General features: G+C 66.9%; 30 protein-coding genes. 18 read left to right on the top strand and 12 right to left on the bottom strand.

The window, feature by feature from the left end; translation table 11 throughout:
- Positions 1-66 precede the first annotated feature (66 nt).
- On the top strand, positions 67-297 hold the full coding sequence (locus V9G04_12245) for a ribbon-helix-helix domain-containing protein (GenBank protein MEI2714027.1): 231 nt from the start codon (positions 67-69) through the stop codon (positions 295-297).
- On the top strand, positions 284-631 hold the full coding sequence (locus V9G04_12240; GenBank protein ID MEI2714026.1) for a type II toxin-antitoxin system PemK/MazF family toxin: 348 nt from the start codon (positions 284-286) through the stop codon (positions 629-631). The genes V9G04_12245 and V9G04_12240 overlap by 14 nt, the downstream gene beginning before the upstream one ends.
- Before the next feature lie 225 nt (positions 632-856).
- Here V9G04_12240 and V9G04_12235 read toward each other — a convergent pair whose 3' ends face one another.
- The 4 genes from V9G04_12235 to V9G04_12220 all read right to left on the bottom strand — a co-directional run bounded on the left by V9G04_12235 (position 857) and on the right by V9G04_12220 (position 4,618).
- The gene (locus V9G04_12235; protein ID MEI2714025.1) at positions 857-1,474 is read right to left on the bottom strand and encodes a GyrI-like domain-containing protein; all 618 of its coding nucleotides are present in this window, start codon (positions 1,472-1,474) and stop codon (positions 857-859) included.
- Between the two features lie 4 nt (positions 1,475-1,478).
- The gene (locus V9G04_12230) at positions 1,479-2,465 is read right to left on the bottom strand and encodes an LLM class flavin-dependent oxidoreductase (GenBank protein ID MEI2714024.1); all 987 of its coding nucleotides are present in this window, start codon (positions 2,463-2,465) and stop codon (positions 1,479-1,481) included.
- On the bottom strand, positions 2,462-3,604 hold the full coding sequence (locus tag V9G04_12225; GenBank protein MEI2714023.1) for a hypothetical protein: 1,143 nt from the start codon (positions 3,602-3,604) through the stop codon (positions 2,462-2,464). Before V9G04_12225 ends, V9G04_12230 begins: the two co-directional genes overlap by 4 nt.
- A gap of 138 nt (positions 3,605-3,742) precedes the next feature.
- Positions 3,743-4,618 (bottom strand): TIGR03619 family F420-dependent LLM class oxidoreductase, encoded by an 876-nt coding sequence (locus V9G04_12220; protein ID MEI2714022.1) that lies wholly within the window; start codon positions 4,616-4,618, stop codon positions 3,743-3,745.
- 46 nt (positions 4,619-4,664) lie between these two features.
- Here V9G04_12220 and V9G04_12215 point away from each other — a divergent pair, with 46 nt between their 5' ends.
- Genes V9G04_12215 through V9G04_12205 form a run of 3 tightly spaced genes read left to right on the top strand, consistent with a single transcriptional unit; the run spans position 4,665 to position 6,131 of the window.
- Positions 4,665-5,084 carry a nuclear transport factor 2 family protein gene (locus V9G04_12215; protein ID MEI2714021.1) on the top strand — a complete coding sequence of 140 codons (420 nt, stop codon included), beginning with the start codon at positions 4,665-4,667 and terminating at the stop codon, positions 5,082-5,084.
- Entirely contained in the window at positions 5,084-5,557 is a 474-nt protein-coding gene (locus tag V9G04_12210; GenBank protein ID MEI2714020.1) for a nitroreductase family deazaflavin-dependent oxidoreductase, read from the top strand. The genes V9G04_12215 and V9G04_12210 overlap by 1 nt, the downstream gene beginning before the upstream one ends.
- Positions 5,558-5,600: 43 nt before the next feature.
- Positions 5,601-6,131, top strand: coding sequence for a hypothetical protein (locus V9G04_12205; GenBank protein ID MEI2714019.1), 531 nt, complete (start codon positions 5,601-5,603; stop codon positions 6,129-6,131).
- On the opposite strand, the gene V9G04_12200 is transcribed toward V9G04_12205, so the two are convergent.
- Both V9G04_12200 and V9G04_12195 read right to left on the bottom strand, forming a co-directional pair.
- The gene (locus tag V9G04_12200) at positions 6,112-7,329 is read right to left on the bottom strand and encodes an MFS transporter (protein ID MEI2714018.1); all 1,218 of its coding nucleotides are present in this window, start codon (positions 7,327-7,329) and stop codon (positions 6,112-6,114) included. The two genes, V9G04_12205 and V9G04_12200, sit on opposite strands and share 20 nt — an antisense overlap.
- A complete protein-coding gene (locus tag V9G04_12195; protein ID MEI2714017.1) occupies positions 7,289-8,239 on the bottom strand; it encodes an EamA family transporter in 951 nt (316 codons plus the stop codon). The genes V9G04_12200 and V9G04_12195 overlap by 41 nt, the downstream gene beginning before the upstream one ends.
- 76 nt (positions 8,240-8,315) lie before the next feature.
- Here V9G04_12195 and V9G04_12190 point away from each other — a divergent pair, with 76 nt between their 5' ends.
- The 4 genes from V9G04_12190 (at position 8,316) to V9G04_12175 (ending at position 10,526) form a co-directional block, all read left to right on the top strand.
- Entirely contained in the window at positions 8,316-8,780 is a 465-nt protein-coding gene (locus V9G04_12190) for a MarR family transcriptional regulator (GenBank protein MEI2714016.1), read from the top strand.
- A gap of 47 nt (positions 8,781-8,827) precedes the next feature.
- Entirely contained in the window at positions 8,828-9,439 is a 612-nt protein-coding gene (locus V9G04_12185; protein ID MEI2714015.1) for a hypothetical protein, read from the top strand.
- A 179-nt stretch (positions 9,440-9,618) separates the two neighbouring features.
- Entirely contained in the window at positions 9,619-10,017 is a 399-nt protein-coding gene (locus V9G04_12180; GenBank protein MEI2714014.1) for a hypothetical protein, read from the top strand.
- Positions 10,018-10,136: 119 nt separating this feature from the next.
- Positions 10,137-10,526: a hypothetical protein gene (locus V9G04_12175; GenBank protein MEI2714013.1), complete on the top strand. Its 390-nt coding sequence runs from the start codon at positions 10,137-10,139 to the stop codon at positions 10,524-10,526.
- A gap of 24 nt (positions 10,527-10,550) precedes the next feature.
- Here V9G04_12175 and V9G04_12170 read toward each other — a convergent pair whose 3' ends face one another.
- A complete protein-coding gene (locus V9G04_12170; GenBank protein ID MEI2714012.1) occupies positions 10,551-11,600 on the bottom strand; it encodes a glycerophosphodiester phosphodiesterase family protein in 1,050 nt (349 codons plus the stop codon).
- Positions 11,601-11,873: 273 nt separating this feature from the next.
- On the opposite strand from V9G04_12170, the gene dnaK reads away from it, so the two are divergent.
- Genes dnaK through V9G04_12150 form a run of 4 tightly spaced genes read left to right on the top strand, consistent with a single transcriptional unit; the run spans position 11,874 to position 16,070 of the window.
- On the top strand, positions 11,874-13,766 hold the full coding sequence (gene dnaK / locus V9G04_12165; GenBank protein ID MEI2714011.1) for a molecular chaperone DnaK: 1,893 nt from the start codon (positions 11,874-11,876) through the stop codon (positions 13,764-13,766).
- Complete coding sequence (gene grpE / locus V9G04_12160) at positions 13,763-14,437, top strand: nucleotide exchange factor GrpE (GenBank protein ID MEI2714010.1); 675 nt, start codon at positions 13,763-13,765, stop codon at positions 14,435-14,437. Before dnaK ends, grpE begins: the two co-directional genes overlap by 4 nt.
- Positions 14,438-14,472: 35 nt before the next feature.
- Entirely contained in the window at positions 14,473-15,645 is a 1,173-nt protein-coding gene (dnaJ, locus tag V9G04_12155) for a molecular chaperone DnaJ (GenBank protein MEI2714009.1), read from the top strand.
- Entirely contained in the window at positions 15,642-16,070 is a 429-nt protein-coding gene (locus V9G04_12150; protein ID MEI2714008.1) for a MerR family transcriptional regulator, read from the top strand. Before dnaJ ends, V9G04_12150 begins: the two co-directional genes overlap by 4 nt.
- Here V9G04_12150 and V9G04_12145 read toward each other — a convergent pair whose 3' ends face one another.
- Both V9G04_12145 and V9G04_12140 read right to left on the bottom strand, forming a co-directional pair.
- Positions 16,071-16,553, bottom strand: coding sequence for a hypothetical protein (locus V9G04_12145; protein ID MEI2714007.1), 483 nt, complete (start codon positions 16,551-16,553; stop codon positions 16,071-16,073). It abuts the gene before it with no gap.
- On the bottom strand, positions 16,550-18,226 hold the full coding sequence (locus V9G04_12140) for a M12 family metallo-peptidase (protein ID MEI2714006.1): 1,677 nt from the start codon (positions 18,224-18,226) through the stop codon (positions 16,550-16,552). The genes V9G04_12145 and V9G04_12140 overlap by 4 nt, the downstream gene beginning before the upstream one ends.
- 303 nt (positions 18,227-18,529) lie before the next feature.
- Here V9G04_12140 and clpB point away from each other — a divergent pair, with 303 nt between their 5' ends.
- The 4 genes from clpB to V9G04_12120 all read left to right on the top strand — a co-directional run bounded on the left by clpB (position 18,530) and on the right by V9G04_12120 (position 23,006).
- Positions 18,530-21,115, top strand: a complete 2,586-nt coding sequence (gene clpB, locus V9G04_12135) for an ATP-dependent chaperone ClpB (GenBank protein ID MEI2714005.1) — start codon at positions 18,530-18,532, stop codon at positions 21,113-21,115.
- Positions 21,116-21,188: 73 nt separating this feature from the next.
- Positions 21,189-21,575, top strand: coding sequence for a DUF2786 domain-containing protein (locus V9G04_12130; GenBank protein MEI2714004.1), 387 nt, complete (start codon positions 21,189-21,191; stop codon positions 21,573-21,575).
- Positions 21,496-21,930 carry a hypothetical protein gene (locus V9G04_12125; protein MEI2714003.1) on the top strand — a complete coding sequence of 145 codons (435 nt, stop codon included), beginning with the start codon at positions 21,496-21,498 and terminating at the stop codon, positions 21,928-21,930. Before V9G04_12130 ends, V9G04_12125 begins: the two co-directional genes overlap by 80 nt.
- 41 nt (positions 21,931-21,971) lie before the next feature.
- Positions 21,972-23,006, top strand: coding sequence for a hypothetical protein (locus V9G04_12120; GenBank protein ID MEI2714002.1), 1,035 nt, complete (start codon positions 21,972-21,974; stop codon positions 23,004-23,006).
- Here V9G04_12120 and V9G04_12115 read toward each other — a convergent pair.
- The 3 genes from V9G04_12115 to V9G04_12105 all read right to left on the bottom strand — a co-directional run bounded on the left by V9G04_12115 (position 22,980) and on the right by V9G04_12105 (position 25,933).
- Positions 22,980-24,140: a pyridoxal phosphate-dependent aminotransferase gene (locus V9G04_12115; GenBank protein MEI2714001.1), complete on the bottom strand. Its 1,161-nt coding sequence runs from the start codon at positions 24,138-24,140 to the stop codon at positions 22,980-22,982. The genes V9G04_12120 and V9G04_12115 overlap by 27 nt on opposite strands.
- 89 nt (positions 24,141-24,229) lie before the next feature.
- Positions 24,230-25,039, bottom strand: coding sequence for an ABC transporter permease (locus V9G04_12110; protein MEI2714000.1), 810 nt, complete (start codon positions 25,037-25,039; stop codon positions 24,230-24,232).
- Positions 25,040-25,051: 12 nt separating this feature from the next.
- On the bottom strand, positions 25,052-25,933 hold the full coding sequence (locus tag V9G04_12105) for an ATP-binding cassette domain-containing protein (protein MEI2713999.1): 882 nt from the start codon (positions 25,931-25,933) through the stop codon (positions 25,052-25,054).
- Between the two features lie 111 nt (positions 25,934-26,044).
- On the opposite strand from V9G04_12105, the gene pyrE reads away from it, so the two are divergent.
- Positions 26,045-26,581: an orotate phosphoribosyltransferase gene (pyrE, locus tag V9G04_12100; protein MEI2713998.1), complete on the top strand. Its 537-nt coding sequence runs from the start codon at positions 26,045-26,047 to the stop codon at positions 26,579-26,581.
- The last annotated feature ends 23 nt before the right edge of the window (positions 26,582-26,604 follow it).

Genomic DNA, 26,604 nt, shown 5'->3' with positions numbered 1-26,604 from the left:
CTTGCTGCGAGGCGCGCACTCCGCGTCGGGGTAGCATGAAGGGTGCTACCCGAGTAGCATGGACACATGAAGCTGAGCGTGAGCCTGAGTGAAGACGACCTCGCGGCACTCGACCGCTACGTCGAGGTTGCTGGTCTTGAATCACGTTCGGCCGCTGTGCAGCAGGCAATCCGGCGCCTGCGCGATCCAGAGTTAGAAGCCGACTATGCCTCTGCCTGGGAGGAGTGGGTTAGCGCAGGCGACGAGAGTGACTGGGTGACGACTTCTTCAGACGGGATCACCGATGCAGCGCGGTGAGATCGTGCTCGTCGACCTGGACCCCGCCCGCGGGAGTGAGGCCAACAAGCGTCGCCCGGCGGTCCTGGTCAGCAACGATCGAGCCAACACGACTGCCGGACGACTCGGCCGCGGGGTCGTGACGGTGGTCCCGATCACCAGCAACGTGGAACGGGTGTTTCCGTTCCAGGTGCTGTTGCCCTCGGGCGAGACTGGTCTGCGCGTGGACTCCAAAGCGCAAGCCGAGCAGGTGCGTTCGGTGTCGGTCGACCGGCTCGGCTCCGCAGTGGGACGCGTCTCGTCAAGACTCATGGTCGCCCTTGACCAAGCGCTTCGGCTCCATCTGCAGCTCTGATCGCGATCAGCGGCAGATTCGGACACCCGAAGTCCGTAGTGTGAGCCCCGGCCATCCCGGCAGGTAAGAGGGAGAGACGGGTTCCACCGCAGGGTGGAAGAAGTGCTGGGAAGTAGACCCCGCCTCCTCGCCGACCATCGACTCATCGCGGCCAGAACAGTGCCCTGCGCCGAGCGAGTCTTGAGACCCTGTGCGTGCTCATCGCCCGATCGGACTGGTCACGAACTACCCAGCCGGCTGGACCGGCTGACGCAGGATCGTACGCAGCCGCGCAGGAGGGACTCGCCGCGCGTCGCTGAGATAGATCTCGTGGTGTTTGCCGGTCCTTTCCAGACCATGGGAGGGGATCACCGACGAGTGCATCTCCTCCAAGACTGGGCCCTCGTCGTCGTACGACCCCACGTGCAGCGTCTGCACGCAGGCCCCTTCGGCCAGGGCGCCAAGCCTGAGCAGTGGCAACGCGGGGCCGGGCTGCTTCGTCGATGCCACGGAAACGGCCGATCCGAAGAACTCGTCTGGCACCCATTCCGGCACCAGGATCATCGTGGTCCAGTGCCACGCCGACTTGTCACGCGCGGTCGTGAACGAGGCCATGTCGTCGGCCCACCACAGGGCTTCGAGTGGCGGCACCACGTAGTCACGGTCGAGTTCTCGCTTGCTCGCGAACTTCAACGCGTACGCCACGGGGTAGAGCGCGGCGAGCGCATCGGCGTACGCAACTGACGTGTTGGGATCACCGCTCCCGTCGATCATCAGATAGCGCGCGGGCGGTAGATCGACGAAACGAAACTCACCGACGCGAGCGCGATACCCGTCGAGCGTCTTCTTGAGATCGACCTTCACTGGATCATCCAAGCGAGGCGAGAGCCGGTCGTACGACCTCACGCAGCAGTCGCAGACTCTCCCAGCCCGGCTCGGGGGGAAGCCCGCCGCACAACGGATGCGACGTGATCACCGGCCACTCGCCACTGTTGCAGCGCGCGATCGCTTCGTCGGGCGTCACGACGACGTGCCGCCCCGCGGCGCGCAGTTCACCGACGCTCGACGAGCGGTCGATGACGTGGTGATGCGAGTCGGTCTGCCACGCGGCGTACGCCTGGGCGTCGGCGAGCAACAGGTGGCCGTACGCATCCCACCACGCGTCGGGATCATCGGTGACGAAGACCGAAGCCGGACCGCGCGGTGGCTGATAGAACCACCCGGGTTCGCGCCCAAGATCGCGGCAGGCCTGCTGGTAGATCTCCTTCAACTCCGGATCGCGCACCTGCGGAGCGAAACCGAGACCGAAGCGGGCAGCACGCCGCGCCGCTGCAGGCGAGCCACCGCCCACGAAGACCAGCGGCGTCGACGCGGGCGTCGGCTGCACCCGCACGGTGCGCCCTTCGTACGAGAACGGCTCGCCCGTCCACGCGTCGAGGATCGCGCGCAGGTTGCGGTCGAGGTCGCGACCGCGCGAGGACCACGGCCGATCGAACATCGCGTACTCCTCCTCGCGATAGCCCAACCCGACCGTGTAGGAGACCCGCCCACCCGACACCAGGTCGAGCACTGCCATGTCCTCGGCCATCCGCAGCGGGTCGTGCAGATTGACGAGCAGGGCAGCTACCTGGATCGGGACCGTGCGCGTACGCGCCGCGATCGCGGAGGCGAGGACCAGTGGTGAGGGCAGGTATCCGTCGTCGGACGCGTGGTGCTCCGACACGATGATCGCGATATCGCCGGACTCCTCGACGTAGGACGCGATGTCCAAGGCCCGGGCATAGAACTCCGCGCGTTCTGCCCGTCCGACTCCCGGGAGCCGGAAGTCGAAGCGGGTCACGAACGAGCTGGTCACGAGATCATCCGGCGCGCGATGCCGACCTGGCGGTCGGCGATGCGCTGCGTGTGGGAGTACGGACCAATGTGTTGAGCAGCCAACTGCGGTACGCGTGAACGCAGGTCGTCGAAGGGCACGATTTCGCACTTTGGTCCGTGCGCAGGACTGAGCGGGGCGTCGACCCGCTGCCAGCGCAGCATCATCACGCCACGCTCATGTCCGGTCGTGTCCAACCAGTTGGCGATCCCCGGTGACTTCGAACTGATCACATAACGCAGCAGCCCGTCGTCGTCGACGTGGGACTGGGCGCGCGTGAGAGAGGTCTGGTGGTGCTCGTAGTCGGTGGAGACGTACCACTTCGAGCCGATCTGGATCGCCTGGTAGGGCGCGTCGCTCGCGGGCACCGTGACCACGAGCGCCTCGTCGTTCGACAGCGCGTAGTGGCCGATCGAGGAGAACTGCGAAGCGAGGCCGCCGGGTGTGGTCGCCGGGGCGGTCAGCGTGTTGACCGGTTCCTTGTAGGTGAACCACTCCGGGAACGCGAACCAGGTCTTGATCCGGCCCACCAGCATCTTCGCGGCAACGCCGTAGCGCTTCTCGACCGACGCCGTGTCCAACTCCGCGCGAGGCGCGCCCGCGGTGTCCAGGCGCTGGATTCGCAAGGTGCCGCGCTCCTCGGTGTTCCAGTCGTCAAAGACCTCGCGCACGATCAGGGTTGCTCCCTTGCGCAACCCCAACTCGGGTCCGAAGTGCCACTCGAAGGCGCCGTCGGAGGCGACGTCCAGCTCCCGGTCGTCGAAGGCGACCACCGTGTTGGGCGCGCCCGCATCCGAATAGGTCCCGTCCATGATCTGGAAGGACAGGTCCGCCGTGGTGCCGCGGCGGCCGGTGACGAGGTACGACGCCCCTTCCGTCAGGTAGGCGTTGAAATAGATCGCGTCGGGATTGTCGAGTCCCTGTCGCGCGTACTGATGGGTCGGGTTGATCAGCACCGGGTGGTCGAGCGAGTAGTCGAAGGCCATTTGGATCGAAGACCGGATCGAACCGGCCAGGTAGTCGAGGCCCTCGGCCAGTTCCTGCTCGGTGATCTCGAACGGAGGATTGCGGATCAGCTCCTCCGCTTCGGCGATGGCGTTGCGGAACGCGTCGAGGCTCATGTGGTGCTCCGTGGTTTCGAGGCTCGCTTCGCTCGCACCTCAACCACCGGGAGAGGCCGCTGCGCTCGCACCTCAACCACCGGGAGAGGCCGCTGCGCTCGCACCTCAACCACCGGGAGAGGCCGCTGCGCTCGCACCTCAACCACCGACCTTGGCGATGACGTCCTCGGCATAGCGCTCCAGGTGCGCGATCTTCTTCTCCAGGGGCTCGGTGTCGGGACCCTTGATGTACGGCACCCGGAAGCCGACGATCGCATCGGTCACGCCCCGGTCCTCCAGGCGCTTGACGCCGTCGGGGGTGTACGCGTCGTACGAGATCACGTGGATCTCGAAGTCGTCGCGGTTGTCGCCTTCGGCGCGCCGGATCTCATCGAGCCGATCCAGCAGCCGAGCCAACTCCTCGCCGTCGCCGCCCGCGTGCATCCAGCCGTCGCCCTTGAGCACCGCTCGACGCAAAGCCGCATCCGAGTGACCGCCCACGAGCAGCGGGATCCGCGGGGGAGTCGGGCACTGCTTGACCGGCGCCAATTCATAGAACTCACCGGAATAGCCGAAGAAGTCGCCGCTCCACAGCCCGCGCAGGATGTCCATGCACTCGTCCATCCGCTTGCCGCGCCGCTCCCACGACACGCCCAACGCGGCGAAGTCCTCCGGCCACGGAGACAGCCCCACGCCGAGCCCGAGCCGACCGCCGGACAGGTGCGCGATCGACGATGCCTGTTTGGCGACGAGTACGGGTGGGCGTACGGGCAACTTCAACACGAACGGCGTGAACCGCAAGGTCGACGTCGAGGCAGCCAGCCACGAGACGAGTGTCATCGTCTCGATGAACTCCTTGTCCTCGAGGAACTCCCGGTCGCCGGTGTCGGTGTAGGGGTAGGTCGTGTCCGACTCCTGCGGATAGATCAGCGAGTCGGCGACGGTCATCGACGTGTAGCCCGCCGCCTCGGCTGCCTGCGCCAACGGCGTGTAGTAGGACGCGTGGGTCATCGCCTCGGCGTACGTGAATCGCATGGCGCCCAGGGTAGAACGTGTTCTAAATCCGTGCCAGAGTCGTCCCATGGACCTCCAGGAACTCTCCGACCGCGCCGAGATCGCCGACGTGATCACCCGCTACACCCGCGCGGTCGACACCAAGACGTACGCCCCGGCGGATACCTTCACCAACGACGCGATCCTCGACTACACCCAGGCCGGCGGCCCGGCGACCGACGCCAAGGCCGCGTTGGAGTGGGTCGGGCAGATGATGGGCGCGTTCGAGCGCTGGCAGCACACGATCGGCCAGATCGAGTACGACATCGACGGCGACCAGGCCCACGTGACGGCCTACTTCACCAACCCGATGGTGGCCAAGCGCGAGGATGGCTCCGAGCACGTGATCGAGGTCGGTGGCTACTACCACCACGACCTCGTGCGTACGCCCGGTGGTTGGCGCAGCCGCAAGATGGTCGACGACATCGTGTGGATGCGCGGGTTCTGATGCAGAACAAGCCGAAGGGGCTCGACGCGGACTGGGTGCGCTACCTGTTGAAGTACATGGGTGGCGCGAACGTACGCATCTATCGGGCCACCGGTGGACGGGTGCTCGGGAACCTGCGGGTGCCGCCCACGTTCAAGCCGGTGCCTTTGCTGTTGCTCGATCACGTCGGGCGCAAGTCGGGCAAGGCGTTCACGACGCCACTGGTCTATCTGCGCGACGGCGACGACCTCGTGGTGGTGGCGAGCCAGGGTGGGCGGCCGACCAATCCCGCGTGGTTCTACAACCTGATGGCCACACCGGAGACGACTGTGCAGATCAAGCGTGACGTGCTTGCGATGCGCGCACGCCGGGCAAGCGCCGAGGAGAAAGCGCGGATCTGGCCGAAGCTGGTGGAGTTGTACGCCGACTTCGATTCGTACGCCAGCTGGACCGACCGCGACATCCCCGTCGTGATCCTCGAACCACGAGCCTGACCGTCGTTTGGCCCCATCACCACGCGTCGTCAACAATGGCCCGGTGAGCCAGCGCAGAGAACACCCCATCGTCGAGGGACTCCTCGCGCTGCTCGTGGGTGCCCTGGCGCTGGCACTGGCGTTGGGGCTTGGCGCCTGGCTGGTCGCGAAGGTCGCCGGCGTCGGCGGCGGCTCTGACGCGAGGGCCGACTCGCGCGATGAGGCATCGATGTATCTGCCCAAGCCGGAGAAGACCGGCGACTACACGGCCGGCCCGCTGATCAGTGCGGGTCCTGGGCCTAGCGCGTCGGAGTCGGCCAGTGACACCGGCATCACGTTGCAGTCCCCGCAAGCCGAGGTCGGCGTACTCCAGCAGATCACCCTGTCCGGGGAGTACCCCGGCGGTGACGGCGCGGTGCTCCAGGTGCAGCGGTTCGCGTCCGGCTCCTGGGTCGACTTCCCAGTGACGGCCAACGTCAGTGGCGGGAAGTTCTCGACCTACATCCAGACCGGCCAGACCGGGGAGAACAAGTTCCGGATGACCGACAAGTCCAACGAGACCAGTTCCAACGAGATCACGGTGACGATCGGCTGACGCGTAGGTGCGCGTCTAACCTGTGCGTCCAGTACGCCACCCAGCCGGCTCCGAGAAACGCGAGTACGCCGACCGCGATCGCCGCCGAGGCCAGCGAGAACGCCGCCGCCAAGGCACTCACCAGCAGCGGTCCGCCGGTGCCTCCGATGTCACCGCACAGCCGCCAGCCGCCCAGGTATTGAGCGCGACCTTCGGTCGGCGCGGTGTCAGCGCCGATGGTCAGCGCGATGCCCGAACTCAGACCGTTGGAGACCGCGATCACCGACATCACGATCGCCAGACCGGCCAGCGTCCGTACGCCCGGCAACGCCAACGCGGCCACGGCGACTCCCAGCACGACCGGCACGGCGACGACCATCCGGCCGTACCGATCCATCAACAGCCCGCCCGGATAGAACATCACGATGTCGATCAACGCGACGAGAGCGAACACCAGCGATGTCGCCGCTGCGGTGATGCCGATGTGGTCAGCCCACAGCGGGAGCAGAGTCGTACGCACCGAGCGCGACGCCGAGATGATGATGATCGCGACGCCGAGAGTGGCGAGCGTACGACGGTGTGCCCAGATGACCGACCGCACCGAGTGGAAGCCGCTCTCGCGTCCGGCGGCACGTCCCTCCTGGCCAAGGTCAGGCATGGTGCTCGCGACGAGTCCGGCCAACACCGACATCACGGCCGCCAGCCACCAGGCGGCGGACAGGCTCCACCAGTGAATCAGCGCGGCGCCGATCAGCGGCCCGATAAAGAGCCCGATTCGGAAGGTGCCCCCGAGCGCCGACATCGCCCGAGCGCGCATCGCGAACGGCACCACGTCGATCATGAAGCCCTGGCGGGCGATCAGGAACACCGTCCAGGCTGCGCCGCCCACCAGGGTCGCGGCGCCGAGGACCCAGACCGATGACGCCGTGGCAGCCACGACATTGGCGACGACGTCGACGGCGGCGGCGATCATCAGGGCCGTACGTTCGCCGATCCGCGCCACGAGGGCACCTGCGGGCAGCGAGGTCAAGAACATGCCGATCCCGGCCAGGGCGACCACGAAGGCCGCGACGCCCACACTCGCGCCGAGGTCGCGGGCGAGCAGCGCGATGATCGGGGCGGTGGCGCCGTACCCGATCGCGCTGATCAGCGTCGGTGCGTACGCATAGACCGCGATCTCACGAAGCCGGAACGCACTCTCGTCCCCGGCGTTCGTCATCGGCACAGGCTGTCACAGCTCGTCGTCGGCTGGTCGCGAGGCCGCGCAGGCGGGCGCGTACGGCTGGCTGTCCAAGCAGCACACCGATGAGCACCAGCACGACGCCCGCCCCTTGGGTTAGTGCGAAGGTCTCGCTGGCGAAGACAACGCCCAGCCCGATGCCGACGACCGGGTTCACCAGGCCGATCAGAGCAGTCGGGCCGGCTCCGAGGTGCCTGATGCCCGCGAACCAGCAGACGTACGCCAACCCGGTGCCGACCAGACCGAGATAGGCGTACGCACCGACTGCCGGCCAGTCCAGGGCCGGGGGTGCCCCCTCCCGCAGGAAGGCCACGGGGAGGAGCACCAGCCCGCCGGCGACCAGCTGCCAGGACGTGAAGGTGAGCAGATCTGTCGGTGGGGTCCAGCGTTTGACGAGGACGAAGCCCACGGCGGAGACGAGTACGGCCGCGAGCGCCGCAGCGACGCCGACGGGATCGAGTGCGCCCCCTGGCTGGAGCACGAGGAGCGCTACGCCGATGAGTCCGAGTGTGGCCCCGAACAGTCCGAGGGCGTTTGCTCGCTCGCCGGCGAGCGGCCAGGCCAGCAACATGACCACCAGGGGAGAGAGGGCCGTGACGGTCGCGGCGACCCCGCCGGGCAGGCGGTACGCCGCCTCGAAGATCAGCAGGAAGAAGACGCCGATGTTGAGCGTGCCCAGCACTCCAGCGCGCCACCACCACGAACCCTGGGGGAGTTGGCGGCGCCAGACCAGCAGGAGCAGCCCGACCGGCAGGGCGCGCACGAGTGCGGAGAAGACCGGCCGCCCCTCAGGGAGGAACGTCGTGGTCGTCAGGTAGGTGCTGCCCCAGGCGATGGGCGCGACCGCTGTCAGCAGGATCCATCTGATATTAGTTTCCACGGAAGACATAATGCCTTCCGGAGAAGATATATTCCAGCCATGGAGAGTTCGGGGCAGTCGGAAGCTCGATCATGTTGCGCGCCTGATGGTCCAGTGGCGACGCGAACGGCCGGATCTCGACGTCCGACCGATGGGCATCATCGGGCGCCTGCACCGGCTAGGGGACGCATTGCATCGCGAACTGCGTCCGGTGTTCGAGGCGGCAGGTCTCACTGACGGGGACTTCGACGTGCTGGCCGCGTTGCGTCGTGCGGGGGAGCCGTACGAGCTCAGTCCGAGCGCACTCGCGCAGACCACCATGGTGACCTCGGGTGCGATCACCAAGCGCGCCGACCGGCTGATCGAGCTTGGTTTGGTGACGCGGCGCGTCGGCGACGGTGACGCACGCTCCCGGGTCATCGCTCTCTCGAACGCCGGACTCGAACTGGTGGATCGCCTCGTTGTCGAGCACCTGGCCAATGAGGAGCGGCTGCTCGCAGGGCTGACGGACCTCGAACGCACCCGGCTGGAGGCTTTGCTGGAGCGGTGGGGGCGCCTGCTCGGCGTCTGAACGCTTCCGGTGCCTGACCCGCGGGCGCTGATCGCTAGTCTGCGCCGATGAACGATGCCCCTGCCGCCTCGATGGGCCGACGGCTGGGCCAGCTCCTCGTCGGCTGTGTGGTGCTCGGCGTCGGGATCGCGCTGCTGCTCGCGGCGCGGCTAGGTGCTGATGGCTACACGATGCTGGTCAGCGGCACGGTGATCGCGTCGGGCGTCGAGTTCTGGGTCATCAACACCGTTCTCGGTCTGCTTTTGGTGCTGGTCGCGCTGCTGCGGGGACGTCGCCCCGGCCTCGGGACGCTGGTGCAGCCGGTCGTCGTCGGCGTCACCGTCAGCCTGGTGTTGCCGTACGTCCCCGAGCCCGAGTCTCTGGTAGCGCGCGCGCTGGAGTTCGGGCTGGGGTTCCTCACGCTCGCGCTCGGAGTGGCGATGTATCTGGCCGTACGCCTCGGTGCCGGCCCCGCCGAGGGTGCGGCGCTCGCGTTCGATCCGCCGCTGCCGTTCAAATGGAGCTATTCGGTCTTCCAGGCGGTGACGACCCTGGTCGGCTGGGCGCTCGGCGCCACGCTCGGGATCGGCACACTGATCGTGATTGTGGGCATCGGTCCGCTTGTTGACCGACTCATCCCGCTGCTCACCCCGCGTGGCGATGTCCGGCCTGCGGCTTAGCGGGTGCCAGGCTGCCAGCAGGTGGCAACGTCGTACTCACCAAGCGACTGGCCCACTAAGCGACTGGCCAGACCTTTTCGCCCGCGATGCGTTCCGCGGAAGCCTTCCAGGGTTCACAGTGTGGAGATGACGAGGATCGCTCAGGTGATGGCTGGCGTCATTGCCGCGTCGCTGTTTGCATGTATGCCTCCAGCCACGACCGCCAACGCGGCCTCGGTCACTTCCCCAATGTCGCGCGCTACTGGAAGAAATACATGAAGCGAGTCGCCATGTACCAACATGCATACACCCCCGGCCGAGACTCGTGCCGGGAGATCACGGAGGACTTATATGCCGCCAACCCTCCGAAGCCCATCCACATTGCGAAGATCCGCTGGGTAGGGATGCAAAGCGGCGACATCTCGCTGGTGCGCCTGACCGACACCAAGGGCAATAAGAAGCTCTACATCCTCGTCGTGGAGAAGGGCGCCTGGAAGGTTCGCGGTCCCCTCTGCCAGTACGACGAACAGACCTGTACGGAAATGGGGGCCTGGCCCCCGGATGAGGTGGCCCGTGCGGGGACACGTCGCGGCCTGTGAAACCAACTCCTCGGCTTCTGGGCCTCTTGACGGCAGTGTCGCTCCTCGCGGCTCTGCCTCCTGCCGCCACTGCCAGGGCGGCCTCTGTCACTTCGCCCAGTGTCTCGCCGACGGTCGTCGTGCGGACCGTCATCGAGGGAATCGCCGCAACTGACCCCACCATGGTGTGCCCTAACGTCGCGCGCTACTTCAAGAAATTCATGAAACAACTTGCCATATATCAAGGGGCACACACCGCGGGCCGCAACTCGTGTCGGGAGGTTCTCGAGGACCTCTACACCTATTATCCGCCCAAGCCCACCCGCATCGCGAAACTCCGCTGGGTTGGGATGCAAGGTGACGACATCGCACTGGTGCGCCTGACCGACACCAAGGGCAAGAAGGAGCTCATCGTCCTCGTAGTGGAAAGGGGTGCTTGGAAGTACCGCGGGGGTGTGTGCCAATACGGCGAAAAGATGTGCACGGAAATGGGGGCCTGGCACCCGTCGGGATCCCGAACCCGACGCTGAGAAGAACTGCCGAGGCAGCACAACTCACGCGCAGGGGTTGACCCCCGGCGTGCCGGGGCGCTCGTACCCGCCCTTGTCCAGGATCCTTTCGAACAACTTCGGCCGGGCCGGCATCAACCCGTCCGCACAGGTGGCGATCATCGCCTTGTAGGTCGCCGCATCGTCGGGCGCGGTGCCGCTGAACCACACGTGCACCGCATAGCCGTCGGCGTGCGCGCGAGCCACGAACTCCTTGGTGACGACCGGCACCTTGGTGCCGCCGTATTCGTACGTCACCGGCACCTGGAGTGCGACCGTGCCCTCGATCGGCTTGATGTCTTGCAGGTAGTAGTCGAGCAGCCCCTGGCGGCCGGGAGCCAAGGGGACCTTGGGTGCCAGTTTGTGAAACAGCGCCAGCGCGTCGTCATTGAAAGACGTCACGATCACATCGGTGCGGCCGTTGTCCTTCAAGAAGGCCGCGAGCAGTCGCGCGGCGCGCTTGAACGACTTCACATCGAAGTCGTTGGTGCCCTTGATCTCGATATTGATCGGCGTGGTCTTGAAGCGCTTGAAAACCGTGTCGAGGGCGGGCACAGCGAAGTCCGTCTTGCGGTAGCCCTTGATCTTGCGCTCGCCATAGCGCGCGCCGCGCAGGGTGTACACCTTCTTGCGCGCGTCGTGAGTGGTGCCCTTCTTGGGTACGAACCAGTGCGCCGCGTCATAGGACTGGACCTGCTTGAGCGTGAGGTCCTTGACGAAGCCGGTGCCGTCGGTGGTCTCGTCGATTGTCGCGTTGTGGATCACGGCGAGCTGCTTGTCCTTGGTGGACTGCACATCGAGCTCGAGCACGTCGGCGCCGAGCCGCTTGGCCCGCTTGAAGGCATACATCGTGTTGGTGGGTGCTTCGTTCTCGCCACCGGAGTGCGCCATGTTGGCGACCCGGAACTTGAGCCAGTCAACCGACCCGTCCGCAGAGGCCTGGGCAGCTGCGGACTGGGCGGCCGTGGCCCGGGCAGCTGCGGACTGGGCGGCCGTGGCGGGCGTGAGCAGAGCGGCGGGCAGGGCCAAGGCGAGGGCGAGCAGTCGTACGCGCATGTCCGCGACGATAAGCGCCCCACCCGGGGGCCGTCGAGAAAATCGACCACTCAGCCCCCGGTTTGTCCGCTCAGCCCCCGGTTCTCCGGGGGTCGAGCGGACCACAGTGCGCTCAACCCGCGCGCGGCGGGCGGGCCAGCAAGCGCGCACCCACAAGAAAACCCCACCCCCCCGGGAACAACCCGGCCCCCACCTTGCGTTAACCTCTCGTAGCAAAGTTGAGCCGACCAGACTCAACCACCCAAGCCCTGCACAACACGGAGGAAACACAACATGGCACGAGCCGTTGGCATCGACCTGGGGACGACCAACAGCGTCGTCTCCGTTCTCGAAGGTGGCGAGCCCACCGTCATCGCGAACGCCGAGGGCGCTCGCACCACCCCGTCGGTCGTGGCGTTCGCCAAGAACGGCGAGGTCCTCGTCGGCGAGGTCGCCAAGCGTCAGGCGGTCACCAACGTCGACCGTACGATCCGCTCTGTCAAGCGCCACATGGGCACCGACTGGAGCATCAAGATCGACGACAAGTCGTTCAACCCCCAGCAGATCAGCGCGTTCGTGCTGCAAAAGCTCAAGCGCGACGCGGAGGCGTACCTCGGCGAGACGGTCACCGACGCGGTGATCACCGTCCCGGCGTACTTCTCCGACGCGCAGCGCCAGGCCACCAAGGAAGCCGGCGAGATCGCGGGCCTCAACGTCAGCCGGATTGTCAACGAGCCCACCGCTGCCGCGCTGGCGTACGGCCTGGACAAGGGCGACGACCAGACCATTCTCGTCTTCGACCTCGGTGGTGGCACGTTCGACGTGTCGCTGCTGGAGATCGGTGAAGGCGTCGTGGAGGTCAAGGCCACCAGCGGTGACAACCACCTCGGTGGCGACGACTGGGACAACCGCGTCGTCGACTGGATGGTCAAGAAGTTCAAGGACGCCAACGGTGTCGACCTGGCCGCTGACAAGATCGCCAAGCAGCGCCTCCAGGAGGCTGCGGAGAAGGCCAAGATCGAACTCTCGTCCTCCAGCGAGACCACGATCCACCTGCCCTACATCACCCACGGCGAGTCCGGCCCGCTGCACTTCGAGGAGAAGCTGACCCGTTCGGAGTTCCAGAAGCTCACCGCTGACCTTCTCGAGCGCACGAAGGCGCCGTTCCAGAGCGTGCTGCGAGACGGTGGCGTCGCGGTCGACAAGATCGACCACGTCGTGCTCGTCGGCGGCTCCACCCGGATGCCCGCCGTGACCGATGTCGTCAAGGAACTCCTCGGCGGCAAGGAGCCCAACAAGGGTGTCAACCCCGACGAGGTCGTCGCGGTCGGTGCCGCGCTCCAGGCTGGTGTCCTCAAGGGCGAGGTCAAGGACGTACTGCTCCTCGACGTCACCCCGCTGAGCCTCGGCATCGAGACCAAGGGCGGCGTGATGACCACGCTGATCGAGCGCAACACCACGATCCCGACCAAGCGGTCGGAGATCTTCACCACCGCTGACGACAACCAGCCCAGCGTGGAGATCAAGGTCGCGCAGGGTGAGCGTCAGATGTGGGCGCAGAACCAGCCGCTCGGCAACTTCGAGCTCACCGGCCTGCCGCCCGCGCCGCGGGGCATCCCCAAGATCGAGGTCACCTTCGACATCGACGCCAACGGCATCGTCCACGTCTCCGCCAAGGACCACGCGTCCGGTCGCGAGCAGTCGATGACGATCTCTGGTGGCTCGGCGCTCGGCAAGGACGAGATCGACCGGATGGTCAAGGAGGCAGAGCAGTACGCCGAGGAGGACGCCAAGCGTCGCCAGAGCGTCGAGACTCGCAACCAGGCCGACCAGCTCGTCTACACGACCGAGAAGTTCCTGGCCGACAACGGCGACAAGATCCCCGACGAGGTCAAGACCGAGGTCCAGGCCGACGTCGACAGCCTCAAGGCCACCTTGGAGAACGCGGAGGCCTCGTCCGACGAGATCCAGGCCGGTGTCACCAAGCTCGGTGAGTCCAGCCAGAAGATGGGTGCCGCGATGTACGCCGCCGCCGAGGCCGACCAGGCCGCTGCGGGTGGCTCGACCGGTGCGACCGGTGAAGCTGACGACGACGTCGTCGACGCCGAGATCATCGACGAGGACGCCCCCTCGGGCGACCAGGCCCCCACCGGAGACGCAGCCCCTGGTGAGGGTGAGTCCAAGTGACCCAGTCCGGCGACGAAACCTTCGGTGACGAAGCCGGCGAGATGGCCAACGAGACCGAGGTCGAGGCCCCTGTGCAGCAGGGTGCCTCGGCCTCGGCCGGGCATCACCAGCCCGTGGCCAACGAGCCCGGCCCAGCGGACACCAGCGGCATCGGGCACATGGTCGACGAGGGCGCACCACTGGAACCGGCAGACATTGCCGCGGCCAACCCAGAGGAGTCCAACCCGGAGGACGCGAATCCGCTCGAAGAGGCGCACGTCAAGATCGCGGGCCTGACCAACGATCTTCAACGCCTCCAGGCCGAGTTCCTCAACTACAAGCGCCGAGTCGACCGCGAACGAGACCGCGTCCGTGAGGACACGATCTTTGCCACGCTCACCCCGATCGTGGACGTCCTCGACAACATCGACCGCGCCCGCGAACACGGTGAGTTGGATCCCGGCTTCGAAGCCGTGGCACAGCAGCTCCAGACCGCGGTGGCGGGACGGGGCCTGATCCGGTACGGCGAGGTGGGCGAGGCGTTCGACCCGACGGTGCACGACGCGTTGTCGCACCTGGGTGCCGATCCCGACGTGAGTGTCACCTCGATCAAGGTGCTGGCCAAGGCCGGCTACAAGATCGGCGATCGGGTCGTGCGCGCCGCCCAGGTCCTGGTCGTGGACCCTGAGTGATCTCACATTGCTAAGACGAGGAAGGGAGGTGCGCGATGGCTGACGACGGCTTCCGCAACGACTGGTTGAACAAGGACTTCTACAAGGTCTTGGGGGTCTCCAAGGACGCGAGTCCAGAAGACATCAAGAAGGCGTTCAAGGCCATCGCGCGCGACAACCACCCTGACCGCAATCCAGGCGACGAGGCCAAGCACGAGAAGTTCAAGGCGGCGGCTGAGGCGTACGACGTGGTCGGCGACACCGACAAGCGCAAGAAGTACGACGAGATGCGGCGACTCGGCGCATCCGGTGGCTTCGGCGGCTTCGGGCGAGGAGGTTCCGGCCAGGGCGGATTCGACGTCAACGACTTCCTGCGCGATCAGGCAGGCCAGGGCGGATTCGGCGATCTCTTCGGGGACCTCTTCGGAGGCGGTGGGCGCAGCAGCGGTCGTACGCGGCCACAACCTCGTCCCACCAAGGGTGCGGACCAGGAGACCACGGCGACGATCTCGTTCATGGACGCGATCGACGGGGTCACGATCTCGCTGCGGCTGACCTCTGATGCGGCCTGTCCTACGTGCAATGGCACGGGCGGCAAGCCCGGCACCAAGCCGCACGTGTGCCCCGAGTGCGAGGGCGCGGGTTTCGTGGTGTCGACCATGGGCGGCGCGTTCTCGATGAACGAGACCTGCCCGGCCTGCGGTGGTCGCCAATTGGTGTACGACGACGCGTGCCCGACCTGCCACGGCAGCGGGCGGGGTCAGTCGGCGCGCACCGTGCAAGCGCGAATCCCGGCGGGCGTACGCGACGGTCAGAAGATCCGGCTGCGCGGCAAGGGCGGAGCAGGGGAGAACGGCGGCCCGCGTGGCGACCTCTTCGTCACCGTCAAAGTAAGTGCTCACCGACTCTTCGGGCGCAAGGGTGACAACCTCACGCTCGACGTGCCGATCTCGTTCGACGAGGCGGTGCTCGGCGCCGAGGTCAAGATCCCGACGCTCGGATCGTCGCCGGTCACCTTGAAGATCCCGGCCGGCACCCCCAACGGGCGCACCTTCCGCGTCCGCGGGAAGGGCGCGGCCAAGAAGGACGGCACCAAGGGCGACCTGCTCGCCACCGTCGAAGTCCAGGTGCCTGCCGTGGTCGACGCGGCTGCTCGTGAGGCGGTCGAGGCCTATCGCGCCGCCACGGTCGGCAAGCCGCTGCGCGCCAACCTCTTCGAGTCGCCATGAGCACCCACCTGGGGGCGCCCGACCCGGACAGCGCGATCTTCGTGATCAGTGTTGCGGCGCAATTGACCGGGCTCCATCCGCAGACGCTGCGTGCGTACGAGCGGATGGGCCTGGTCACCCCGGGCCGCACCGGGGGCGGCGGTCGCCGCTATTCCGGCCGCGACCTGGAGAGACTGCGTACGATCGCCGAGCTCACCGCGTCCGGCATCGGGATCGAAGGCGTACGCCGACTGCTGGAGTTGGAGAACCAACTCGCGGCACTGCAAGCGCGCAACGAGGAGTTGACGGCCGAGTTGGCCGCGACTCAGGAGGCCCTGCGGGCGGCGATCGGCGTACGCCGTCGCGCAGCTCCGGTCGGCAACCTACCCGCGTTGCGCACTGCGAGCGCCGGATCCGTCGTGGTCTGGCGCCGCAATCAGGGCTGATCACCCGACTTCGTCGAACTCTTCCTGCTTGGTGTATTCCATCTGGCTCACGACGTACGTCCCGTCCGGCCTGGCGGCCACCTGGAACACCCCCTCGGGGCTGATCGCCCCGATCCGATAGGCGCTGCCCGAGCGAGTCACCAACACGGTGCTGTCCTTGACGCCCGTGAGCACTCCGGTCCACTGCTCGACACCGTTCTCTTCCGCATAGGTCAGATCGGTGTCGTAGGTGACGTCGTCGAAGAACTTCAACGTGACGTCGCCGGCCGACTCCGGCTGGGAGTCGTCGTCCAGGATGACGCTTGGTTCGACCTTCACGACACCCGTACGCACCGCGCCGTCCAGCGGTTCGGGTGCGGCGCGGTCGACGGGGATGACGAGCGCCGGTTCGTCGTCACTACACCCGGAAATGGAGCCGGCGACCACCCCGCACAGCATCGCCACGAGGGCCGCCGTACGAAGTGGTCGCCGACGTGAGATCACTTGACGATCTTGATGTTGCTGTTGATCAGCACCGGGCGGTAGGACTTCTTGCGACCGGTCACCTGGACGAAGACGGGCAGCCCGCGCCACTTCTTCTTGAGCTTCAGGCGCTGCTTCTTGCCCTTCTTGCCCGACACAGCCTGGTAGTTGACGTACCACTGGTAGCGGACCTTGACCTTGCCCGGATTCCACTTCTTCTTCTTGGTCACCGCGCGCAGCCGCTTGCCGGCCTTGGGCTTGCCCTTGGCCTTGACCGGACGGGGGTAGATCTGGCCGAGCTTGATGCGAGCCATCCGTTTGGCGGTCTTGTTGTGCACCCGGGTGTTGTGCTGCACCGCCGAGCCCACGGGGGCGCCGTTGTAGGCCAGGTTGGGGTTGGAGAACACCGCGAGCCGGGTGCAGTTGAAGCCGTTGTCGACGCACTGCTGGTTGTAGGCCATCACCGTGCGCCACTGGCCGGCCAGGTTGACCAGGCCCTGGCCGTACTTGAAGGCCAGTCCACCGCAGGTGGTGCACTGGGCGACGGCGTACGGGTCGTGTGAGGCGCCGTAGTTGTGGCCGACCTCATGGGTGACGGTGAAGTTGTCGATGCACTCGACGCTGGAGATGCTGTAGGGGCGCAGCCAGTACTTCTTCTTCGAGTCGGGCGTGTTGAGCCATCCGAGACCGCAGTATTGGCTGTTGGGCCCGGTGAGCATGTGCACCACGTCCGCGTGCCGCTTCGTACGCCACTTCTTGATCGCCTTGTACTTGCCCTTGTGCTTGGACAGGGCCGTCAGGGTCGCGCCGTAGTCGCTGCTCTCGTTTGCCTTGCTGACCTTGGTGCCGACGAGGTTCCAGGCGACGCCGATCTGCGAGTTGCTGTACGTCTGGTTGTTCAGCGCGACGGCGAACGCGGCGCTGGCGTTGGCGTTCTCCAGGGTGCCGTAGGACGCCGACATCGCTTGTGGGGTGAAGACGATGCCGATGTCGAGTTTGCTCGCAGGGTCCCGACGCAGGCTGAAGTCGGTCACCTCGATCGGGGCGGCTGCCGGGGCGGTGGTCTCGGCGCCGGCGTGCGTCTCGACGCCGGCGTTGAAGTCGCCCGTGGGCGTCGGCAGGTCGACGGCCTTGGCGGCAGCCTTCTCCAACCTCGGCACGTCCTTGACGCTGACCTCGTCGTCGCCCTCGTGCTTGGGAGCCGACAACTGCGCGGCGCGGTAGACGCTCTGGGTTCCGCTGGCGCGGGTCAATGAGTACGAGCCCTTGGGGGAGATCACCGCGGCCCGGAACGTCTCACCCACCTGCACGGCCACGAAGGTGCCGAGCGGGTCGTCGGCGAGCTGACCGCTCCACGACTTGTAGAGGCTGTTGCCACCGACGTGCTCGACCTTGGCGACGAAGCGGGCGTTGTCGAAGAAGGACAGCGCGACCTTCTGGCCGCTCGCCTTGGCAGGCAGGGCGCGTCCGTCGAAGGTGACCAGGCGCTCACGTGTGGCCAGGCTGTTCTTGGGCAGCGTCGCCGAGCGAGCAGAGATGTTCGAGCCGGAGATCAGTTCGGGCACCGCAGGCTGCTTGCTGGAGGCGGCTGCGGCGGGCGTACCGCTGGCGGCGGTGGTGCCGCCGACCTGCAGGCCCGAGATCACCAGAGCCGCGGCCGCCAGGGCGCCGACTCTCTTGAGATGGGTAGACACGTGAAGGACCTTTCCGAGGTTTGGCTTCAAGGGCCCGGAACTGGGCTGCCCCGGGTCGAGAACTGTCCTTCCCCGGATGTTGTCAGGTATTCCCGAGGAGCGGACGTCGTACGAGAGGGTGGTCACCGTACGCATGCTCCGATGGTCTCCCGACCCGGAAAGTTCGTCCTGTGATTGCGTCAAAGTTGAGGGGAATCGACTCAACTTCTGGGGTGTTGAATCGACAAGGACCACAGTGGTCCCGACAGCCGCGCGGTGGCGAAACGCGGCAGTCACAGTTCGTTCCACCGAAGGAGACCTGCGTTGAGTCAGTTCGGAGCCGAGAAGTTCACCACCCGCAGCCGCGAGGTGATCGAGGCTGCCCAGTTGTCGGCGACCAAGGCCGGCAACACCCAGACCGAGCCCATCCACCTGCTCGTCGCGCTGTTGCGTCAGGAGGAGGGCACCGCCAAGTCGCTGGTCACCAAGTCCGGTGTCGAGGTCGGCTCGCTGACTGCCACGGCCGAGCGCGTCCAGGGCGCGCTGCCCACCGCGTCGGGCCAGACCGTGCAGCAACCGGCCGCCTCCGCCTCCCTGACGCGCGTCCTTGCGGCGGCGCTCGACCTGGCGTCCTCGATGAAGGACGACTATGTCGCGACCGAGCACCTGCTGATCGGGTTGGCGACGGTCGAGTCCTCGGCACAGCAGGTGCTCCTCGACGCTGGTCTGAGCGCCGACGGGCTGCGCGAGGGATTGACGGCCGTGCGCGGCAATCGTCGGGTCACCAGCCCCGAGGCCGAATCGACGTACGAGGCGCTGGAGAAGTTCTCGGTCGATCTCACCGCCGCCGCAGAGGACGGCAAGCTCGATCCCGTGATCGGGCGAGACGCCGAGATCCGCCGAGTCATCCAGGTGTTGTCGCGGCGTACGAAGAACAACCCGGTCCTGATCGGCGAGCCGGGCGTCGGCAAGACCGCCGTCGTCGAAGGGCTCGCCCAGCGCATCGTCGCGGGCGACGTGCCCGACTCGCTCAAGGGACGACGCCTGCTGTCGCTCGACCTGGCCGGCATGGTGGCCGGTGCGAAGTATCGCGGCGAGTTCGAGGAGCGACTCAAGGCAGTGCTCGACGAGATCAAGGAGGCCGGCGGTCAGGTCATCACCTTCATCGACGAACTGCACACCGTGGTCGGCGCCGGTGCCGGCGGCGACTCGTCCATGGACGCGGGCAACATGCTCAAGCCGATGCTCGCGCGCGGAGAGTTGCACATGATCGGTGCGACCACACTCGACGAATTCCGTGAGCGGATCGAGAAGGACCCCGCGCTGGAGCGTCGCTTCCAGCAGGTCTTCGTGGGCGAGCCGTCCGTCGAGGACACCATCCAGATCCTGCGCGGGATCCAGGAGAAGTACGAAGCCCACCACGGCGTACGCATCACCGACGCGGCGCTCGTCGCGGCGGCGACCTTGAGCGATCGCTACATCACCGGGCGGCAACTGCCCGACAAGGCGATCGACCTGATCGACGAGGCGTCGTCGCGACTGCGGATGGAGATCGAGTCCTCACCCGAGGAGATCGACCAGCTGCGGCGCCAGGTCGACCGCTTCAAGATGGAGCAGTTCGCGCTGGAGAAGGAGACCGACCCCGCGTCGGTGGAGCGGCTGGCCGCACTGCGTCAGGAATTAGCCGACGCAGAAGAGGAGTTGCGTGGGCTGGAGAACCGATGGGAGCGCGAGCGCGACCAACTCCAGGGCGAGGGCGAACTGCGCCGTGCACTCGATCAGCTGAAGATCGAGGCCGACAAGTTCCTGCGCGAGGGCAACCTCGAGGCGGCGTCCAAGATCCGCTATGAGTCGATCCCCGAGTTGGAGAAGAAGATCGCCGAGGTCGAGATGGCCGAGCAGGCCGACTTCGAACCGCTCGTCGGCGAGGAGGTCGGAGCCGAGCAGATCGCCGAGGTCGTCGAGGCCTGGACCGGCATCCCCACCGGGAAGATGTTGCAGGGCGAGACGGCCAAGCTGCTGGAGATGGAGCAGGTCATCGGTGAGCGATTGATCGGACAGAAGGCGGCGGTCAATGCCGTATCGGATGCCGTACGTCGTTCGCGCGCGGGCATCGCGGACCCCAACCGTCCTACCGGCTCGTTCCTCTTCCTCGGCCCTACGGGCACCGGCAAGACCGAGCTGGCCAAGTCCCTGGCGGACTTCCTCTTCGACGACGAGCGCGCGATCATCCGCATCGACATGAGCGAATACTCCGAGAAGCACTCGGTCTCGCGACTGGTCGGTGCGCCTCCGGGCTATGTCGGGTACGACGAAGGTGGGCAGTTGACCGAGGCCGTACGCCGTCGGCCCTACTCCGTCGTGCTCCTCGACGAGGTTGAGAAGGCCCACCCGGAGGTCTTCGACATCTTGTTGCAGGTGCTCGACGACGGACGACTGACCGACGGCCAGGGGCGTACGGTCGACTTCCGCAACACGTTGCTGATCTTGACCTCCAACCTCGGTTCGAACTTCCTGGTCGACCCGACCATGTCGCCGGAGGCCAAACACGAGGCGGTGATGGGTGTCGTACGCGCGTCGTTCAAGCCGGAGTTCCTCAACCGGTTGGACGAGGTCGTGATGTTCGAGGCGTTGTCGAAGGCCGACCTCGCGCACATCGTCGGCCTGCAACTGGCTTTGTTGGAGAAGCGGTTGGCCGTACGCCGGATCGCGATCGTGGTCAGTGACGCGGCCCGGCAGTGGCTGGCGGACACCGGCTACGACCCGGCGTACGGCGCGCGGCCACTGCGACGGCTGATCCAGACCGCGATCGGTGACCCGCTCGCGCGGATGCTGATCAGCGGTCAGGTGGTCGACGGCGGCACGGTCTCCGTGGACGTGGGCGAGGACGGGCTGACGCTTCGCACCTGATCCTCGATGTCGGTGGTCGGTGTCAGGGTTGACTCCTCGCCTCGTATGAGGCGTCTCGGGACGAGGAGAAGACATGAGCGACGACAACCGACTGGCGCGGATCCGCAAGCTGCTGGCTCAGGCTGAGGATCCGGCCTGTACGCCGGCGGAGGCCGAGGCCTTCACGGCCAAGGCGGCCGACCTGATGGCGCGCTACGGCATCGATGAAGCGCTGCTGGCCCAATCCGATCCGGGACGCGATCCGATGGGGGATCGCGTTGTGGACCTGCTCGCGCCCTATGGGTACGAGAAGGCCTGGCTGGGCGCCGAGCTTCGCCGACGCGCTGCGCTGTCGCAGCGTGATCAAGAAGGCGCGCCTTGCTGGCAACAGCACCTTCTCGTTGCACTTGTTCGGCCATGCGTCCGACCTCACCCTGGTCGAGATCCTGCTGACCAGCCTGTTGGTGCAGGGCAGCCGTGACCTGGCGCGGGCGGGAGTCCCCTGGGACGAGCACCCGGGGGCCTACCGACGCTCGTGGTGGCTCGGCTTCGGGCATGCCGTCGGTGACCGCCTCCGCGAGGCGGAGGCACAGGCAGCGGCAGCGGCCGAGGAGAGGTTTGCCGCGCAGGGCACGTCGGCGGCGTTGGTGCTGGCCGACCGGGCGGCGTTGGCCGAGCAGGCGATGCGTGCGGCGTACGACGATCTGCGCACCGCGCCACGACGCCGGCTCTCGGGCGGCGGGATGGGGGAGGGATATGCCGCTGGTCAGCGCGCGGATCTGGGAAGAGGTCCGAGGGTCTCCGGTGGCAGCCGTGCTGCGCTGGGTGGCGCCTGAGCGCCTGCCGGCGATTTTCGTACGTCTGAAAACATGTCCTCGTGACTTCCCCGAGCGATGAGCGTCCGCGCCAGGTGACCCTGCTGGGCTGGACGATCGTGATCGGCTCCGTCTTCGTGGTCTTGTTCGCGTTCCAGACGGTGTCCGGGCTGCAGTCGCTGGCCACGCGCGAGGCCGTGGAGAAGTTCCTCGCCGAGCCTCCGGGTGATGGCCTCGGGTTGGACGTGGCGGGTGCGCTCGACCTGATGCGGTGGATGAGCATGGCCGCTGCCGCGTGTGCCGCCGCGACCGGGATCTTGGGCTGGCACGTAATGCGGCGCAATCGGTCGGCTCGGCTGGGCCTGACCATCTTGGCTCTCCCGCTCGCCGCCACCGGGATGGTCCTGGGCGGCTTCATGTCGGCGATGGTGATGGCCGCTTCACTGATGCTGTGGCTCGCACCTGCCAAGCAGTGGTTGGAGCGGACCGCGCCGGTGGATGTGCCGGTGGATGTGCCCGTGGATGCCGATGCGCCGATGCGGGCATCCGGCCCGTGGTCTCCCTCTCAGACCCCGACTCAAGAACCAGCGGCGCCGTCGACTCGACAGCCGTGGCAGCCGCCTGCTCGAAATGATGGCGCGACGGGATCGATTCGTCCCCCTGAAATCCGGGTCGCGTGCTTCATGACCTGGATCTTCTCGGCGCTGGCGATCTTGGGGATGATCGCCGGGGTCGCCTATCTGGCTACCAACCCCGAGGGGCTGCTCGACGAGATGCGCCGCCAGAATCCCGAGTTCGAAACAGCCGGGGTCAGCGACCAACTCGTGCTCACGACCACGTATGTGCTCAGTGGGATCTTCCTGCTCTGGGCGTTCGCGGCGATCGCGCTCGCGGCGCTGGTCTGGCGCGGGGTCGGCTGGGCGCGGATCCTGTTGATCGTCTCGACGTTCGGGTGTGTGGGGTTGTGCCTGCTCGGAATGCTGTCCAGCCTGGTCATGGCGGTGCCGCTGCTGGCGGCGATCCTCACCGTGCGGTGGTTGGCTAGCCCCGCGTCAGCGCGGTTTTGTCGGTCACGAGTGCCGAGCGAGATCGGCTGAGGCGAGACGGCGTACGCCTTCCTCGACGACGCGTGCGTCTTTGCAGAAGGCCCATCGCACCAGCTGGCTGCCAGCGTGGGAGTCATAGAAGGGCTGGGCCGGGATCGCCACCACCCCCGCGCGTTCGGGCAGCGCGAGACAGAACTCCATTCCGTCGGCCCAGCCGAGCGCGCTGATGTCGGTGAGCACGAAATAGGTGCCTTCGCTCGGCCGGGCGTGCAGCCCGGCGTCGGCGAGCCCCCGGACGAGGAGATCGCGGTGGGTTCTCAGCTCAGCCGCGAGGGCGCGAGGAAAGTCCGGCTCGTGGTCGAGGGCGTACGCGATCGCGGGTTGGAACGCGCTGCCACTGGTGAACGTGAGCCACTGCTTGGCCGCCAGCACCGCCTGCACCAGGTGCCGCGGGCCGGTGGCCCAGCCGACCTTCCAGCCGGTGAAGGAGTAGGACTTGCCGGCACTGGACAACGTGAGCGTGCGCTCGGCCATGCCGGGCAAGGTGGCGATCGGGACGTGCACGTGCTCGTCGAACGTCAGATGCTCATAGACCTCGTCGGTGATCACGATCAGGTCGTGGGCGAGGGCGAGATCGGCAACCGCCTGGAGTTCCTCGGTGTTGAGGACGGTGCCCGTGGGGTTGTGCGGCGTGTTGAGCAGGAGGAAGCGGGACTTGTCGGTGACCGCGGCTCGTAGCGCGTCGGGGTCGAGGCGGAAGTCGGGCGCGTGCAGGGTGACGGGTTTGCGTACGGCTCCGGCCATCTGCAACATCGCGGTGTAGGAGTCGTAGTAGGGCTCCAGCACGATCACCTCGTCGCCGGGATTGACCAGCCCCAGCAGGGCCGCCGCGATTGCCTCGGTGCACCCGGTGGTCACGATGACCTCGGAGTCGGGGTCGAGCTCGATCCCATAGTGGCGCTGCTGGTGTCGCGCGATCGCGGCTCGAAGGCCGGGGATGCCGATGCCGGGAGCGTATTGATTGCCGCTCCCGTGCACCGCCTCGACGACCTGGTCGGCCACGGTTCGTGGGCCCGCCGTGTCGGGGAAGCCCTGCCCGAGATTGACCGCCCCGGTGCGTACGGCCAGCGCGGACATCGTGGTGAAGATCGTGGGCGGGATCCCGGCGAGGCGGTGCGCGAGCATTCCCCGACCCTAGTCGGGGGTCGAGCGGACCCGAGTCCGCTCAACCCCCGGAGAACCGGGGGCTGAGCGGACAAATCGGGGGCTGAGTACTACTTCACCTCGGCGCGGAGGAGCGCTCGTACGCCCAGAGCCAGCGGCAGCCACAAGCACAACGCGGTCGACGTCGCCAGTTGCACCCACCCCTTCGCGTCAGGGGTGACGTCGAAGAGCAACGTGATGTTCTGATTCGGGTCGATCCACGGCTGGGCGTCGGCGAACCACTGCTGGTACATCGCCAGCATTCCGGCCACTCCCGGCAGCACCAGCGAGTACACGAAGTACCCCACGATCGCGGCAGGGGAGTTGCGTGTCACGACGCCGAGCATGAACCCCATCAGCATGCCCAGCACGTTGGCCAGACAGATCAACGCGAAGCTCTCCAGGGTCAGCCCCCACACGGGATCCACGCCGTGTACGGCCCCACCCAGCACGGTGCCGAGGGCGCCCACCACGAGGCTGAGCAACATGCTCGCGATCCCGACCAGCAGCACCGCGACCAGTTTGGCGCTGATGATCCGACCACGATGAGGCACCAGGGTGAACGTGCTCAACGCCGTGCGCTGGCTGTACTCACTGGTTACCGAGAGCACTGCGATCACCGGCAACAGCACGGCCATCGGCATCCCGATCGCGGCCGAGAAAGTCTCCTGGCTGACCTGGCTGTCCGAGCCCCACATCAGGACGGCTGCGGTCGCGCACAGGGCCGTGATCGCGATGCCCGCCATCAGCCAGAAGCCCGAGCGGGTGTCGAACATCTTGCGCAGCTCGATCTTGACGAGTCGGGCGAGGGGGACCGGGGCGATCGGGGCCCGCGCTCTGGTCGCGACCTGCGCGGGGGCCGATTGCAGGGTGGTGGTCATGCTGCTGCTCCTTCACGGGAGGTGTCGGCGGTGAGTTGGAGGAACATCTCTTCGAGACCGGCGCTGTCCGCGGGCCGGAAGCTCGGTGAGGGCGACACCCGCGGCGAGCGCGATCTCGCCGACGAGGGTGGGGTCGGCGTCGACGCGCAGGGAGGTGTCGCCGTAGTGGGCCGTGAGCCCGTGGATTTCGAGCGCGGTTGCCAGCGGCTTGAGGTCCCGAGCGCGTACGACCGTCCCGGCGCCAGCCAGCAGGTCGGCTTTGGTGCCCTGCGCCACGATTCGGCCTTGGCCGATCACAACGAGATCGTCCGCAACGACCTCGATCTCGTGGAGCAGGTGGGACGACAACAGCACCGTGCCACCGTCATCGGCGTACGACCGGAGCAGATCACGCATCCACCGGATGCCGGCCGGGTCCAGGCCGTTGGCCGGCTCATCGAGGATGAGGACCCGCGGGTCACCGATCAGAGCAGCGGCGATGCCCAGACGCTGGCGCATGCCGAGGGAGTAGTGGCGTACGCGTCGGCGAGCCTCGGTCTCAGTCAGGCCTACCCGGTCGAGCATGGCCGGGACTGACGTACGCGAAAGCCCCATCGTGTCGGCGGCGATAGTCAGGATCTCGCGGCCCGTGCGTCCCGCGTGCTGGGCCGATGCGTCGAGCAGGACGCCGACCTCGCGGCCAGGGTTGACGAAGTCGTGGATGTGACGGCCGTGGATCAGCGCGCTACCCGCGGTGGGCCGGGTGAGCCCGACCATCATCCGCATGGCGGTGGACTTCCCCGCACCGTTGGGTCCGAGGAATCCGGTGACCCTTCCGGTCTCGGCGGTGAACGTGATGTCATCGACGGCGGTGAAGCTGCCGTACTTCTTGGTCAGGGACTCGACGGTGATCATGGCTCCACCGTCTCGCTCGTCCGGGCGTACGCGCATCGGGAGGAACGCCGACTTCGGCCCTGATCTCGACCCTGAGAATCCCCCAGGGTGCCCCTGATTAAGGTGTGGGGCATGGCCACCGTCGACACCACTCTCGCCGCCGATATCGACGCAACCTGCCGCTTGACCGGGGAGTTCACGCTGCGTTCGGGCCAGGTCAGTCACGAGTACTTCGACAAGTACCTATTCGAGGCCGATCCGCTCCTGCTTGGGCGGGTGGCTCGCGAAATGATTCAACTCATCCCACAAGACACCGAACTTCTCGGGGGTCTGGAGATGGGCGGCATCCCGATCGCGACCGCCGTCAGCGCCATTGTGGGCACGCCGACGTTGTTCGTACGCAAGGCCGCCAAGGAGTACGGCACCTGCAAGCTCGCCGAAGGGCCGGACTTCGCGGGCAAGCGGGTCACCCTGATCGAGGACGTGATCACGACCGGTGGTGCGGTGCGCGACGCGACACATGCCTTACGCGAGGCTGGCGCCATCGTGGAGGTCGTCGTGTGTGCGATCGACCGCTCCCCGGAGGGCGAGAACCCGCTCGCCGATGTCGAACTCGAAGTGCGCGCAGTCTTGACGAAAGCCGACCTGGACGCCGCCCGAGAGGGCTAGCCCCGCCAGGCGCCGTCGCCGAC

The sequence above is a fragment of the Nocardioides sp. genome, assembly GCA_037045645.1.
GTDB lineage: Bacteria > Actinomycetota > Actinomycetes > Propionibacteriales > Nocardioidaceae > Nocardioides.
This window is presented reverse-complemented; position numbering and strand designations above follow the sequence as displayed.

What these genes read in the sequence shown, in the direction of transcription:
- V9G04_12245 (MEI2714027.1), top strand. Translation starts at nt 67, where the DNA reads ATGAAGCTGAGCGTGAGCCTGAGTGAAGACGACCTCGCGGCACTCGAC.
- V9G04_12240 (MEI2714026.1), top strand. Translation starts at nt 284, where the DNA reads ATGCAGCGCGGTGAGATCGTGCTCGTCGACCTGGACCCCGCCCGCGGG.
- V9G04_12225 (MEI2714023.1), bottom strand. Translation starts at nt 3,604, where the DNA reads ATGAGCCTCGACGCGTTCCGCAACGCCATCGCCGAAGCGGAGGAGCTG.
- V9G04_12220 (MEI2714022.1), bottom strand. Translation starts at nt 4,618, where the DNA reads ATGCGATTCACGTACGCCGAGGCGATGACCCACGCGTCCTACTACACG.
- V9G04_12215 (MEI2714021.1), top strand. Translation starts at nt 4,665, where the DNA reads ATGGACCTCCAGGAACTCTCCGACCGCGCCGAGATCGCCGACGTGATC.
- V9G04_12210 (MEI2714020.1), top strand. Translation starts at nt 5,084, where the DNA reads ATGCAGAACAAGCCGAAGGGGCTCGACGCGGACTGGGTGCGCTACCTG.
- V9G04_12200 (MEI2714018.1), bottom strand. Translation starts at nt 7,329, where the DNA reads ATGACGAACGCCGGGGACGAGAGTGCGTTCCGGCTTCGTGAGATCGCG.
- V9G04_12195 (MEI2714017.1), bottom strand. Translation starts at nt 8,239, where the DNA reads ATGTCTTCCGTGGAAACTAATATCAGATGGATCCTGCTGACAGCGGTC.
- V9G04_12190 (MEI2714016.1), top strand. Translation starts at nt 8,316, where the DNA reads ATGGTCCAGTGGCGACGCGAACGGCCGGATCTCGACGTCCGACCGATG.
- V9G04_12185 (MEI2714015.1), top strand. Translation starts at nt 8,828, where the DNA reads ATGAACGATGCCCCTGCCGCCTCGATGGGCCGACGGCTGGGCCAGCTC.
- V9G04_12180 (MEI2714014.1), top strand. Translation starts at nt 9,619, where the DNA reads ATGTATGCCTCCAGCCACGACCGCCAACGCGGCCTCGGTCACTTCCCC.
- V9G04_12170 (MEI2714012.1), bottom strand. Translation starts at nt 11,600, where the DNA reads ATGCGCGTACGACTGCTCGCCCTCGCCTTGGCCCTGCCCGCCGCTCTG.
- dnaK (MEI2714011.1), top strand. Translation starts at nt 11,874, where the DNA reads ATGGCACGAGCCGTTGGCATCGACCTGGGGACGACCAACAGCGTCGTC.
- dnaJ (MEI2714009.1), top strand. Translation starts at nt 14,473, where the DNA reads ATGGCTGACGACGGCTTCCGCAACGACTGGTTGAACAAGGACTTCTAC.
- V9G04_12150 (MEI2714008.1), top strand. Translation starts at nt 15,642, where the DNA reads ATGAGCACCCACCTGGGGGCGCCCGACCCGGACAGCGCGATCTTCGTG.
- V9G04_12130 (MEI2714004.1), top strand. Translation starts at nt 21,189, where the DNA reads ATGAGCGACGACAACCGACTGGCGCGGATCCGCAAGCTGCTGGCTCAG.
- V9G04_12115 (MEI2714001.1), bottom strand. Translation starts at nt 24,140, where the DNA reads ATGCTCGCGCACCGCCTCGCCGGGATCCCGCCCACGATCTTCACCACG.
- V9G04_12110 (MEI2714000.1), bottom strand. Translation starts at nt 25,039, where the DNA reads ATGACCACCACCCTGCAATCGGCCCCCGCGCAGGTCGCGACCAGAGCG.
- V9G04_12105 (MEI2713999.1), bottom strand. Translation starts at nt 25,933, where the DNA reads ATGATCACCGTCGAGTCCCTGACCAAGAAGTACGGCAGCTTCACCGCC.
- pyrE (MEI2713998.1), top strand. Translation starts at nt 26,045, where the DNA reads ATGGCCACCGTCGACACCACTCTCGCCGCCGATATCGACGCAACCTGC.